This is a genomic window from Rhodoferax sp. (genome assembly GCF_018780565.1).
Lineage (GTDB): Bacteria > Pseudomonadota > Gammaproteobacteria > Burkholderiales > Burkholderiaceae_C > Rhodoferax.
Genome location: NZ_JADMJN010000007.1, coordinates 1 through 12,580 on the forward strand (window position 1 = coordinate 1; position 12,580 = coordinate 12,580).

Genomic DNA, 12,580 nt, shown 5'->3' on the forward strand with positions numbered 1-12,580 from the left:
CGCTGCGGGTGTAGTTCAATGGCAGAACGGCAGCTTCCCAAGCTTCATACGAGGGTTCGATTCCCTTCACCCGCTCCAACATTCCCGCTCTTAGACAGCACACCCTAGGTTTTGCGCCGGAATTAAGGTGCCGCTACTAGGTCGAATCAGGAGAATCCCACTCATGACTCGATTGATGCACTTCGTGCAAGCTGCGGTCACCCAATTTTTTCACTTCAAAGGGAATCACCATGACATCCAGGAACCTCTCCACCGTCACCACCAACGTTATCGAGTCTTATGGCAATACAGCCAAGAATGTGATCAACGCGTACCGCACCGGCGGCGAGCGCATGGTGGGTTTCGTTGATCAGCGCTGGGAACTCGCTGTTGGCAAGTCGTCCGCACGCCTGAGTGCCGAAGTTCGCGCCAACGCCCTGTCCGCTCAGAAGAAACTCAGCGGTTTCTACAGCAAGGGCATTTCCGCCACAACCGACGGTGCTGATGCCGTGGTGGGCAAGGTCGTTGAGTTGGCTGAAAAAGGCGTGACCCAGGTCGCTGCAAACGCCAGCCGCTTCGAGAAAGCAACCGGCGTAACGGCGCTGCATACCCTCGCTACGGCAGCCATTCCGGCCGCAGAAGCTGTCAGCAAGGTCGCCGACAAGATCGAAAAGCAGTCGAGCCTGCTGGTCCGCCGCGTTGCCGGTCAGCCCGCCAAAGCCAAGGCGCCTGTCGCCAAGCCTGCTGCAAAAGCAAAAACCGCACGCGCCAAGAAAGCGGCATGAACTGAAAATCGCTCGTTGCATTGACTTGAGGGTGCTGGTAGCTGAAGCTGCCAGCACCCTTTTTCTTTGGCGATATGATCGGTCGTCGATTCACCCAAGCCCGGTTTCCTTGCGGCATGAAAAAAAGTATTCAAGTCCCTGCATTGACCGCTGCCCCCGGCGCATCAACGGCGGAACTCCCGTTTGTATTTACGGCTGAGGGGCACAAATCGCTCTATTTCACACTGGACCAGTTGCAAAGCCGCATGTGCAGCCAGCGGCCCACACATCTGGATGTCGATTACACGCGCACCATGATGGGCTTCTTGATGTTCAACCGGGAACCGGCCCACATCGCCATGATTGGCCTTGGCGGCGGCTCCCTGCTCAAGTTTTGCTATCGCCATCTTCCCGCCACGCAACTGACCGTCGTTGAAATCAACCCCCATGTCATCGCACTGCGAGCGGAATTTCAAGTACCTGATGATCCGGACCGGATCAGTGTCCACTGTGCGGATGGTGCTGATTTCGTGAGGCAAATAACATCACAAATACAGCCCCGCTTTGACGTGATCCTGGTGGATGGTTTCGACTGTCAAGGACAAGCAGCCAGCTTGTGTTCCCAAGATTTCTACGAAGACTGCTACCTGGCTCTCTCGCCCCGAGGAATCATGGTCGCCAACTTGCACCACGATCATCCCGAGCATGCGACGTTCACAGATCGCATCAGGAATGCCTTTGAGGGCAACCTCATGGAGATTGCATCCAAAGAAAAAAGCAACAGCATTCTTTTCGCGTGCAAGGGCCCACGCATCTCAGTGAATGAGCTGCGGGATAAAGACAGCCTGGCGCATTTTGACCAGGAAGTACGTGATCAACTCCAAAAAGAGTTTTCGCGTATTTCCTGGCTCATGAACTAGCCGCTTCAGTGCAGTTGCACGCCAGTCTTGGCCTGCAGTTCTTCCCGCGTCACACCAGGCGCCATCTCCACCACCTTGAGACCGTGCGGCGTAATATCCAGCACCGCCAGATCGGTGATGATGCGGTCCACCACACCAACCCCCGTGAGAGGCAGCGTGCAGGTCGGCAATATCTTCAGGTCGAAGGTGCCGTCTTTCTTCTTCGCGACATGCTCCATGAGGACCACCACGCTCTTGACGCCGCCTACCAGGTCCATCGCGCCGCCCATGCCCTTGACCATCTTGCCCGGAATCATCCAGTTGGCCAGATCGCCCTTTTCACTCACCTGCATGGCACCCAGAATACTCAGGTTGATCTTGCCGCCCCGAATCATGGCAAAGCTGTCGTGGCTGCCGAAAATGGACGAGCCCGGGATCGTCGTCACGGTCTGCTTGCCCGCGTTGATCAGGTCCGCATCGACTTCATCTTCGGTCGGAAACGGTCCGATACCCAGCATGCCGTTCTCGCTTTGCAGCCACACCTCGATGTCCGGATTGACGAAATTCGCCACCAGGGTTGGCAAACCAATGCCCAGGTTGACGTAGAAGCCATCTTGCAGTTCTTGCGCGGCCTTGGCCGCCATTTGGTCGTGTGTCCAGGCCATGATCAGACTCCTGCTTTCTCGGTGATGGTTCTTTTCTCGATGCGCTTCTCGGGCGTCGCGTTGAGCACGATCCGGTGCACGTAAATACCTGGCAAATGCACTGCGTCAGGATCAAATGTGCCCACCTCCACGATTTCCTCCACTTCGACCACCGTGATCTTGCCGGCCATCGCCACCGCCGGATTGAAGTTGCGCGCGGTACGCCGGAAAATCAGGTTGCCGCTCTTGTCCGCCTTCCAGGCCTTCACCAGCGACACATCCGGCACCAGAGCATGCTCCATCACATAAACGTGACCGTCAAATTCCCGGGTTTCCTTGCCTTCGGCCACGAGTGTGCCCACGCCCGTACGGGTATAAAACGCCGGGATGCCCGCACCCCCCGCGCGCAGCTTCTCGGCCAACGTACCCTGTGGCGTGAACTCCAGTTGAAGTTCACCGGCCAGGTATTGCCGCTCGAACTCCTTGTTTTCGCCCACATAACTGGAAATCATTTTCTTGATCTGACGGGTTTCGAGCAGCTTGCCCAACCCGAAGCCATCCACACCCGCATTGTTGGAAATAACGGTCAGGTCTTTGACGGCGCTGTCGCGCAAGGCGTCGATCAGGGCCTCAGGAATACCGCACAGGCCAAAACCGCCAACGGCCATCAGCAAACCATCCCGGGCAACGCCTTCCAAAGCTTTCGCTGCGCTTGGGTAAATTTTGTTCACTTCATTTTCTCCTTCAAAGAAACAATTCACCAACGATAATACTTAAACGACTACGTAGTTTTTCGTAAAGTACAAACCCTAACAGTTGACAGCCAACGACACCATGGACATTGATTACCGCCTCGCATTCGAGCAGGCTCCCGTGGGGTTGGTCCTCTCCCGCAATCGCGCTATTGTGGACTGCAACCGCCACCTGTGCGAAATGTTCGGTGCCTCACGTGAATTGCTGGTGGGCCAGTCCTTCCAGGTGCTCTATCCCAGCGCGCTTGAGTTTGAGCGCACCGGCACACGTATCGCACCCTTTCTGAACCGCAACGGCACCTACGCGGACGACCGCATCATGAAACGCGCCAGCGGCGAGACTTTTTGGTGTCACGTGACCGGTCGGGCACTCAACCAGAGCGCGCCTCACGAAGCTGGCATCTGGACTTTTGAAGACCTGAGCTCCCGTCGCCCGGTCAAGGCCGAATTGACAGCGCGGGAACGCGAGGTTGCCGCGCACCTGATGGATGGCCTGACAAGCAAGGAAATCGGCAAGGTGCTGACCATCAGCCACCGAACGGTCGAGATCTACCGCGCCCGTCTGATGCGAAAGTACAAAGCCTCCAATACCGGCGACCTTGTGCACCGGCTGATGGCAGGCTGAAGCCGCAGAAGCCATCAATCTGTTAAAAGAACCGATTACCCCATTTACACCTGTACCGAACCCGATGCCCAATTCAAAATCTGCGACAAGCACCGATGCCGCTGCCCCTGCCCTGCCCACCATCCACTGGACAGAAGCCGGTGAAGATTGCAGCGCACTCTGGCGTTCTGAACGCGGTGCTCCGCCACCCAAAAAAGTAGTCCTCGCCGACGACACCACCACGGCAGACACGGCCTACCGATTGGCCTGCGAGGGCACAGCGCTGCTCTGGCGCGGCGATTTTCACAACGCCCGTCAGTTGCTCAAGGCACTGGCGCGGCGTGCTGACAATGTACCGGCACGCAAGCGGAAAAAGGCAAGCCAGGAAGTGCCGATTGCGGACGCATTTCACCTGCATCGCCTGGCTCAGTCACAAAGGGCACGCATGCTGGGCATGTTGCTGATCCCCTTCAATGCCGACTTCAGTATTCCGCTGCGCCGCGCCCCTGACGTTCAAGCCGCGTGTGCGGCAGCGTGGGGCCCCGTAGACACGGCCGCAGGCGCTTCAGTCGCATCACTTCGCGAATTGCTGGGCATCACCAGCGCGCACGAATGGCGCAGGGTAGGCGTTGAAATCCCGGCACTGGGCGAAGGCCCGAACAACCGCATTCACCCGCATTACGGCGTGTTTTCACCCGTGCGGGGGGAATACATCCATCTGGTCGCCACCGCGCACTTGCCCAAACCCCCTTCCGGCCAGACCTCGCTGGTGGCATTCGACATCGGCACCGGCACGGGTGTGCTGGCCGCCGTGCTCGCCCACCGCGGTGTCCAGCAAGTGATCGCCACCGATCAGGACCCACGCGCGCTGGCCTGTGCGCGAGACAACCTGGCCCGCTTGGGCCTGGAAGACCAAGTGCAGGTGGCGCAGGTTGATCTGTTTCCCGAGGGTCGCGCATCGCTCATCGTGTGCAATCCACCCTGGTTGCCGGCGCGGCCCAGTTCCCCGATTGAACGCGCGGTTTACGATGAGGGTGGCCGCATGCTGCTTGGCTTTCTCAAGGGCCTGAGCACCCATCTGGCTCCCAAAGGGGAAGGCTGGCTTATCTTGTCCAACCTCGCCGAGCACCTGGGCTTGCGCACACGTGACGAACTGTTGGCGGCATTTGAGGCAAACGGTTTGAGGGTAGTAAGCCGAATCGATGCCAAGCCGCAGCACCCCAAAGCCTCTGAGGCTGGTGATGCATTGCACGAAGCCCGCTCGCGTGAGGTCACTTCGCTGTGGCGACTGGCGGCCGTTTAATCAGCCAACCGCCCCACTCACATCGATGGAACAGGTTCGCATAGACAAGTGGTTGTGGGCTGCGCGCTTCTACAAGACGCGCTCTCTCGCCACCGGGGAGATCGTCAAGGGACGCATTCTGGCCAACGCACAAATTGCCAAGCCGTCCCGCGAAGTCAAGGTAGGAGATACCTTCGAAATTCGCCAGGGTCCCGTGGTACGCACCGTCATCGTGATGGGCATCAGCCAATTGCGCGGCCCCGCAAGCGTTGCACAACAGCTGTATACCGAAACACCTGAAAGCATCCAGAAGCGGGAACATGCCGCCGAGCAGCGAAAATTAGGGACGGAGCCGGCGCAGGCCATGGAACACGGACGCCCCACCAAACGCGACAGGCGTCACCTCGAAAAGACGTGGGACAACCGGTGGAGTGCATCGATTGACCCGTGAGTGGCCGAAAACCCCACGAATTTCAGAATATTGCAAATATCCCCCGACCCAGCCATACTGCGGTCGATCCCAGTCCAAAAGAGGCAACATGGAAAAAAAGGATGAATTCGTTGGTTTTCCCGACCTGATTCACGAAGCGGAGGAAGCCGCCACCCGGCCGATGCCTTTGCATGAATTTCCCCGACAAGTTCGCATCGATCACGAAATGGCCCTCATCAACCGTCAGCACGAGCGTATTGCCAAGGCCATCTCGGTATTCTGGGGTCACCGTGACTGCGTCGAATACCTGCAAAACCTGATTCTTAGCGGCGGCGATGGCATTGGCAGGGCACGGATCGGATTCAAACCCGAAATTCTGGCTGCGTTGATCAACCTGACCAATTTGCACGAAGTGCAGCAAAAATAGGCCTCACTTTACAGCGGACCAACCCCAAAGCGGCGGCTCTAATGACCCAGATCCTGCCCTGATGGCGCGTTGGTGGCTGACGCCTTCGCCTTGATACGCCCGCCACCACCGTAATTGACGACCCACGGGGTTGATGTGCTCTGCTCGATCGGCTTGGCTTTGGTGAACAACGCATGCCAAAAAAATCCACCCTGGAACGCAATCACTTCAAACAGCAGGTAGCTTTGCGAACTCGACGAAAGCCACAAGTTATAGGTTGGGTAAAACACAATTGGTGACACCAGAAGAGGCAGCACGATGCGCTCCACTTGCACCGACTCCAAGCCTTTGCCCAGATTGAACAAGTCCCAGTAGTAGTTGGAAAACATGCCCATGACCATCCAGCAGGTCAGATGCCACACAAACACGATACCGTGGTTACGCGCCAGCATGCCAATCCATAGCGGGGAGTTCTCAGTCGAGTTCACGATCAGTACCAAAAAGGTACCCGTGGTGAAGAACACCACAAAGTAGATGAACATTAGAATTTTGAGTGCTCTGGACATGGTTTCCTCGTGTATTTGTGCGGGCTATCTTACCCGCTGCACTGCAGGCCCCGCCCTTGTCCGGCGCCCAAAACAAAATGCCGACAGGACTGACTAGACGAGATTGCGCTGCAGGAGCGCGTGCAATCGTTCCCAATGTCGTTCCGCGCCGGCCTTCTGGTACATGCCCTGTCGCAGCGGAAAAACGAAACCATGCTGGGTATCGGCATAGGTTTCGATCCGGTAGCGCAGGCGGGTGGTCCGCAGGTGGGCATCCAGTGCAGCGATCATCTCGCTGGGCGCCCAGACGTCGGTTTGCGCGCAGCCCACATAAACCTCCCCCTGAATGCGATCCACTGTGCGGTGCGGCGAGTCAGCCTCTTCGGTACATAAATGCACGCCATGAAAGGAGGCCACGGCCGCAATTCTGTCCGGGTGTTGCGCCCCGGCCCAAAACACAAACGGACCACTCATGCAATAGCCGACCACCCCTGCCTTGCCGGCCTTCGCGGCCGGGTCCTGGTCCACAAACGCCAGCAGCGCTGCGGTGTCGGTCAGGATTTTGGGCTTGTTCAAAGAGCCCATGTGCTCGAACATGAGCTTGCGGGCTTCGTCGCCGGTGCCCATTCGGAAATCACGATCACGCCGGTAATAGAGGTTCGGCAGGATCACGTAATACCCCGCACTACCGAGCCGGCGCGCCATATCGTGCAACTCTTCGCGCTTGCCCGGCGCATCCATATAGAAAATAACCACCGGGTGTGGCCCACCTTCCTCGGGATGTGTGATGAAGGTGTTCATGAGGCCATCAGGCGTGGTGATATCGATTTCGCGATCAATCATTGACGACTCCAGTTATTGCTGCACAAGAATGACACTTGAATGGACAGGCTCCGCGTACAGCGCAGCCACATCGTTGGCGCGAATTTCGATGGCGCGCCGCTGGTTGATGGAACGCTTGTCGGTAATTTCACCGGCTTGCGGAGATGGTGGCGTTGCAAGAACCAGCAACCGTGCAATGCGCGCGCTGCTGCCTTGGCGAGCTTCGTTGAACACCGAAAGTTTCTCTGCGAGCGCCTCACGCGCGGTGTCGCTGTTGGTCACATTGAGCCAAACCAATGCACCCAGCCAGGGTCGGTCCGGTGCGCAGATGACCGCGTCGGCAACATAGGGCTGCAGGGCTTCAACCAAATCGCGGCGAATGATGCTGGCCTGCACCCAGGTACCGGATAGCAGCTTGAAGTCCTCGGCAATGCGACCGGCAAACGCCAATCCGTCGATCGGCCGATCTGCATCCATCCAGCGCACGGCATCACCCGTTTTGAAATAGCCTTCCTCGTCGAATGCCGCAGCGCTCAATTCCGGTGCGCGGTAGTAACAGGGCATCACCTGCGGGCCTTTGATGCGTAACTCCATCCGGTCGTCGGACGGAACCAGCTTCAAAGTAACACCTGGCTGGGGCAAGCCGACCAGCCCGGTACGTTCAACGTTCCAATACACAGCAACGCCGGTTGCTGAAGTCTCTGTCATGCCCCAGCCGGTGCCAAACGGCAGCCGCTCGCCCAGCGCCTGCGTGGCCACCCGCTGCATGCGCTCCCACAGGGGCTGGGGTAACAGTGCACCGCCGTAGGACAGGCCCCGCATATTTTTGAAGAACTTGTCCCGAAGGTCCGCGTCTCGCTCCAGCGCCTCGGCCAGCATCGCATAGGCTGCGGGCACACATCCAAAGCTGGTCGGCGAGATTTCACGAAGATTTTCAATAGTGGCCTGGAACTCTCCCGGCAAGGGCCTTCCGTTGTCAATGTACAAAGTGCCAGCAAGCGCCAGCACGCCATTGAACTGCGAATTGCCCCCAAAAGTGTGATGCCACGGCAGCCAGTCCACGATGGTGTGCGTGCGCTCAGGATTGAACGGCTCGCTGATCTGGCGAATCATTTGCACCGCAGCCACCAGATTGCCATGCGTGTTGACCGCCCCCTTGGGTCGGCCAGTCGAACCCGAGGTCAGCAGTATTTTGGCGATGGTGTCAGGCTTGATTTCCTTGCGCCGCGCCAATACCTGTGCTTCGTTGAACTCACCCAGACACGCGCTCAGATCAAGCCCGCCCCAAATATGCCGGCCGGGCTTTTGCGAAAAGGCAAGTGCCGCGCCATAGCGTGTAGCATCCGTCGCAAAAACCAACCCGGGTTCAATGAGATCAAGCGCATAGGCCAGACGCGACATGTCACTGCTGAGAGAAAACGTGGGTGACACCGGCACAGCTGCTGCACCGGCGCGCAATGCGCCCAGCGTCAGAAGCGCATGTTGAATGCTGTTTTCCGAAAGAATCATCACCGGTGGGCCACCCGGGCCGAATTCATGGGCGATCAACCACGCGGCGATCGCGCCGCTATCGCGCCACGCATCCCGGTAACTCAGACGGCACCACTGACCGTCGGCGTCACGCTCCGCCAAAAAAGTGCTGTCCGGACGCAATTGCGTGGCCTGCTCCAGATAATCAACGAGCGAGGGAAAACCGTCCTGGTACGCAATGCCGCAGGCCAGGTACACCGTACCGTCGCTCGCTTCGCGCAAATCAATGCTCGCCTCGGGCCGATCAAGCGTTCGCATGGGGATTTCACTCAAGGGGCTGCGGGACGGGGAACTGGACATGGACGTACTCGCGTTGGAATGCTTGGTTGAACTGTCTCCTGCGGCAAATCATGTCTCACCGAAGGCCTCACCTCAAAGGGGTGCTTGTTGCAACAGATAGTAAAGCCGCTCATCCAGCAAGAAAGCGGCCACGCCCGAGAATTCTGTCGCAGCCGGGACAGACTCTGGATCATGGTCAGTCCAGTTCTGATCCTGAAAATGAAAAAACCCCAAGCAATGACTTGCTTGGGGTTCTCATTTGGCGGAAACGGAGGGATTCGAACCCTCGATGAGGCTCTACACCCCATACTCCCTTAGCAGGGGAGCACCTTCGGCCACTCGGTCACGTTTCCTGAACAGGCCGCATTATCTCACGACTCTGCGGTGTTTTTTCAAGCTGGTGGCTGGTCCAGATCAAAAGCCTTGTGCAAAGCTCGCACCGCCAGCTCCATGTACTTTTCGTCAATCACCACAGAGGTCTTGATTTCGGAAGTGGAAATCATCTGGATGTTGATGCCCTCTTCGCTCAACACGCGGAACATCTTGCTGGCAACGCCCACATGGCTGCGCATGCCGATACCGACGATGGACACCTTGCAGATCTTGGTATCGCCAACCACCTCTTGCGCACCCAGGCTGGGAAGTACTTTGTCACGCAGCAAATCCACGGTCTTGGCGTAGTCACCACGATTGACCGTGAAGCTGAAGTCGGTCTTGCCGTCTTTGCTGATGTTCTGGATGATCACATCCACTTCGATATTGGCATCGGCTACCGCACCCAGAATCTGGTATGCAATGCCAGGCTTGTCGGGCACACCCAACACGGAGATTTTGGCTTCATCGCGGTTGAATGCAATGCCGGAAACAATGGCTTGCTCCATGTGTTCGTCTTCCTCAAAAGTAATCAGGGTGCCGGAAGCGGCTTCCTCGTTGATATCAATGTCCCACGGTGTAAAGCTGCTCAGGACGCGCAGCTTCACCTTGTATTTGCCCGCAAACTCCACCGAGCGGATCTGCAGCACTTTGGAGCCCATGGAGGCCATCTCCAGCATTTCCTCAAAGCTCACCGTTTTCAGGCGACGCGCTTCGGGAACGACACGCGGGTCGGTGGTGTAGACACCATCCACATCGGTGTAGATCAGGCACTCTTCAGCCTTCATGGCAGCCGCTACTGCGACGGCGGAAGTGTCCGATCCGCCGCGCCCCAGCGTGGTGATGTTGCCCAACTCATCCAGACCTTGAAAGCCGGTCACGATAACCACCTTGCCAGCATTCAGATCAGTGCGCACGCGCGCGTCATCAATCGACTCGATGCGGGCCTTGGTGTAAGCGCTGTTGGTGCGAATCGGCACTTGCCAGCCGGCGTAACTCACCGACTCCATGCCTTCAGCCTGCAAGGCAATCGCCAGCAAAGCGCTGGAGGCCTGCTCGCCCGTGGCGGCCAGCATGTCCAGCTCGCGGCTGTAGGCATCCGTAGCTTTGCTTGGGGCCAACTCCTTGGCCAGACCCAGCAAACGGTTGGTTTCCCCGCTCATGGCGGAGGGCACGACCACCATCTGGTGGCCAGCGCGCGCCCATTTGGCGACGCGTTTGGCGACATTGCGGATGCGCTCGGTAGAGCCCATCGAGGTGCCGCCGTATTTATGAACGATCAATGCCATTGGAAAAATTTTTTAGAGCAAAACCTAGGGATTGTACCAATGCAGCACAGAGCCCTGGCGTTCCACAAAGCCATTCCCCACCTTGATGCGAATCTGGTGCCCCCGGGTGGTGCAGGCAGCGATTTGGTCCAGCAGCTCCGCCAGTTGTGCAGCACTGGGCACCGCGCCATAGGTTTGATGAAGCCAATAGCGCAGCACATTGGCCTGCCGGGCGCGCGTCAGCCGATGAATTTGAGCAATCAGCGGTGGGACACCAATCAGCGCCAAATCTTGCTCAGCCACATCCAGCAACACTTCTTGCGCCTGTGCCGCATGGGCGGCGCTTCGCGCAAACGTGTCGCGAAAATGCGGGAAAGTGGCTTCCAATGCAGGCAGCAATTGCGCGCGAATTCGATTGCGGGTGAACTGCTCGTTGGCATTGGTCGGATCGTCAATCCAGACCTCGCCACGGGACACCAACCAGGCGCGGATGTCGGATGCCCGCACACGCAGCAAGGGCCGGTGGTAGTAGAGCCCCGCACGGGTCCACTTGGCTGGCATGGCGCTCAAACCCGGCAAACCCGCTCCGCGACTCAGCGCCAACAGCAGCGTCTCCACCTGATCATCGGCGTGTTGTGCAATTGCTACATTTCTAATAGCTAGATGTTGATATTCTTCGCTGGACAGAGCCTCAAAAGCCTTGTACCGGGCGCGGCGCGCCGCATCTTCCGGACTTTGACCTGACGTGTGGCGGGCATCCACCCGTTTCACGATCAGTGGTACCTGATGCTGAAGACAAAACGCGCGGCAATGGTGCTCAAAGTCGTCTGCGGCGGCCTGCAAGCCATGGTGAATATGAACCGCATGGACCAGCCCGGGCCACTTTTGTGCGCAGGCCAGCAGCAAGGCGGTTGAATCTGCGCCACCGCTGTAAGCCACCGCCAACGGCAACGCAGGCGAAAACGCAGCAACAGCCTCGGACAGCGTGGCAGTCACACGCTACTTGGCCGCCTTGGTATCGGTAAAACGGCCATAACTCTGCAAGCGGTCGTAGCGACGATCAAGCAACTCTTTCACCTTGAGGTCGCTCACCTGGCGGAAGGCGTCGTTCAAGGCGCGCTTGAGGAAAGCCGCCATCTGTTTATGGTCGCGGTGCGCACCGCCCACGGGCTCGTTGACGATCTTGTCAATCACGCCGAGCGCCTTCAGGCGGTGCGACGTGATGCCCAGCGCATCAGCAGCTTCCTGCGCCTTCTCGGAGGTTTTCCAGAGAATGGAGGCGCAGCCTTCCGGGCTGATGACTGAATAGATCGAATACTGAAGCATCAACACCTGATCCGCAATGGAGATCGCCAGGGCGCCGCCCGAACCGCCTTCGCCGATGATGGTGGTGATGATCGGGACCTCGAGCTGCGCCATCTCAAAGATGTTGCGCCCGATCGCTTCCGACTGGCCACGCTCCTCGGCGTCAATGCCCGGGTAAGCGCCTGGCGTATCCACAAACGTGAAAACTGGCAGCTTGAACTTTTCAGCCGTCTTCATCAGGCGTAAGGCCTTGCGATAGCCCTCGGGCTTGCTCATGCCGAAGTTGCGCAAGCCGCGTTCTTTGGTGTCACGTCCTTTTTGCTGGCCCAGGACCATGCAGGGCGTTCCATTGAAACGGGCCAGACCGCCCACAATGCTGAGGTCATCGGCGAAGTGCCGGTCACCGTGCAGCTCAACAAAATGAGTGAAGATTTCGTTGATGTAATCCAGCGTGTAAGGACGCTCGGCATGGCGGGCAATCTTGGTGATTTGCCACGGCGTCAGGTCACTGTAGATGTCTTTGGTCAGTTGCTGGCTCTTTTTGGCCAACTGGTCGATTTCAGCGGAAATGTCGACGGCAGACTCGGTCTGCACATAACGCAACTCTTCGATTTTGTTTTCGAGTTCGGCAATGGGATTCTCGAAATCGAGAAAAATTTTCTTGGCCACAGACGTTCCTCTTCAGGTTTCGGAACAGAA

Annotated in this window: 14 protein-coding genes and 2 tRNA genes; 7 read left to right on the top strand and 9 right to left on the bottom strand. The window is 57.9% G+C overall.

The features are described 5' to 3' along the window. Positions 1-4 precede the first annotated feature (4 nt). From IV109_RS10905 to IV109_RS10915, 3 genes are all read left to right on the top strand, one after another. Positions 5-78 (top strand) — tRNA-Gly (locus IV109_RS10905). Positions 79-230: 152 nt separating this feature from the next. Continuing rightward, positions 231-764, top strand: a complete 534-nt coding sequence (locus IV109_RS10910; protein WP_296696089.1) for a hypothetical protein — start codon at positions 231-233, stop codon at positions 762-764. Between the two features lie 233 nt (positions 765-997). Then, positions 998-1,663: a transferase gene (locus IV109_RS10915; RefSeq protein ID WP_296696092.1), complete on the top strand. Its 666-nt coding sequence runs from the start codon at positions 998-1,000 to the stop codon at positions 1,661-1,663. 5 nt (positions 1,664-1,668) lie between these two features. On the opposite strand, the gene IV109_RS10920 is transcribed toward IV109_RS10915, so the two are convergent. Both IV109_RS10920 and IV109_RS10925 read right to left on the bottom strand, forming a co-directional pair. Further along, on the bottom strand, positions 1,669-2,307 hold the full coding sequence (locus IV109_RS10920; protein WP_296696097.1) for a 3-oxoacid CoA-transferase subunit B: 639 nt from the start codon (positions 2,305-2,307) through the stop codon (positions 1,669-1,671). A 2-nt stretch (positions 2,308-2,309) separates the two neighbouring features. Continuing rightward, a complete protein-coding gene (locus tag IV109_RS10925) occupies positions 2,310-3,017 on the bottom strand; it encodes a CoA transferase subunit A (RefSeq protein WP_296696100.1) in 708 nt (235 codons plus the stop codon). A 103-nt stretch (positions 3,018-3,120) separates the two neighbouring features. Between IV109_RS10925 and IV109_RS10930 the strand changes: the two genes are divergently transcribed. The 4 genes from IV109_RS10930 (at position 3,121) to IV109_RS10945 (ending at position 5,781) form a co-directional block, all read left to right on the top strand. Further along, positions 3,121-3,663: a PAS and helix-turn-helix domain-containing protein gene (locus IV109_RS10930; RefSeq protein WP_296696104.1), complete on the top strand. Its 543-nt coding sequence runs from the start codon at positions 3,121-3,123 to the stop codon at positions 3,661-3,663. 64 nt (positions 3,664-3,727) lie between these two features. Continuing rightward, positions 3,728-4,945: a class I SAM-dependent methyltransferase gene (locus IV109_RS10935; protein WP_296696108.1), complete on the top strand. Its 1,218-nt coding sequence runs from the start codon at positions 3,728-3,730 to the stop codon at positions 4,943-4,945. Between the two features lie 25 nt (positions 4,946-4,970). Further along, positions 4,971-5,375, top strand: a complete 405-nt coding sequence (locus tag IV109_RS10940) for a S4 domain-containing protein (protein ID WP_296696109.1) — start codon at positions 4,971-4,973, stop codon at positions 5,373-5,375. 88 nt (positions 5,376-5,463) lie between these two features. After that, positions 5,464-5,781 carry a hypothetical protein gene (locus IV109_RS10945; protein WP_296696112.1) on the top strand — a complete coding sequence of 106 codons (318 nt, stop codon included), beginning with the start codon at positions 5,464-5,466 and terminating at the stop codon, positions 5,779-5,781. Between the two features lie 38 nt (positions 5,782-5,819). On the opposite strand, the gene IV109_RS10950 is transcribed toward IV109_RS10945, so the two are convergent. The 7 genes from IV109_RS10950 to IV109_RS10980 form a co-directional block, all read right to left on the bottom strand. Then, positions 5,820-6,326, bottom strand: a complete 507-nt coding sequence (locus IV109_RS10950) for a hypothetical protein (RefSeq protein WP_296696114.1) — start codon at positions 6,324-6,326, stop codon at positions 5,820-5,822. Positions 6,327-6,419: 93 nt separating this feature from the next. After that, positions 6,420-7,148, bottom strand: a complete 729-nt coding sequence (locus IV109_RS10955) for a dienelactone hydrolase family protein (RefSeq protein WP_296696117.1) — start codon at positions 7,146-7,148, stop codon at positions 6,420-6,422. 12 nt (positions 7,149-7,160) lie between these two features. After that, complete coding sequence (locus tag IV109_RS10960) at positions 7,161-8,957, bottom strand: AMP-binding protein (RefSeq protein ID WP_296696120.1); 1,797 nt, start codon at positions 8,955-8,957, stop codon at positions 7,161-7,163. Positions 8,958-9,196: 239 nt separating this feature from the next. Then, a tRNA-Ser gene (locus IV109_RS10965) sits at positions 9,197-9,289 on the bottom strand. Between the two features lie 39 nt (positions 9,290-9,328). Continuing rightward, positions 9,329-10,597: an aspartate kinase gene (locus IV109_RS10970; protein WP_296696123.1), complete on the bottom strand. Its 1,269-nt coding sequence runs from the start codon at positions 10,595-10,597 to the stop codon at positions 9,329-9,331. A gap of 24 nt (positions 10,598-10,621) precedes the next feature. After that, positions 10,622-11,572 carry a tRNA lysidine(34) synthetase TilS gene (gene tilS / locus IV109_RS10975; protein WP_296696126.1) on the bottom strand — a complete coding sequence of 317 codons (951 nt, stop codon included), beginning with the start codon at positions 11,570-11,572 and terminating at the stop codon, positions 10,622-10,624. A gap of 3 nt (positions 11,573-11,575) precedes the next feature. Next, complete coding sequence (locus tag IV109_RS10980; protein ID WP_296696128.1) at positions 11,576-12,550, bottom strand: acetyl-CoA carboxylase carboxyltransferase subunit alpha; 975 nt, start codon at positions 12,548-12,550, stop codon at positions 11,576-11,578. Positions 12,551-12,580: the final 30 nt, after the last annotated feature.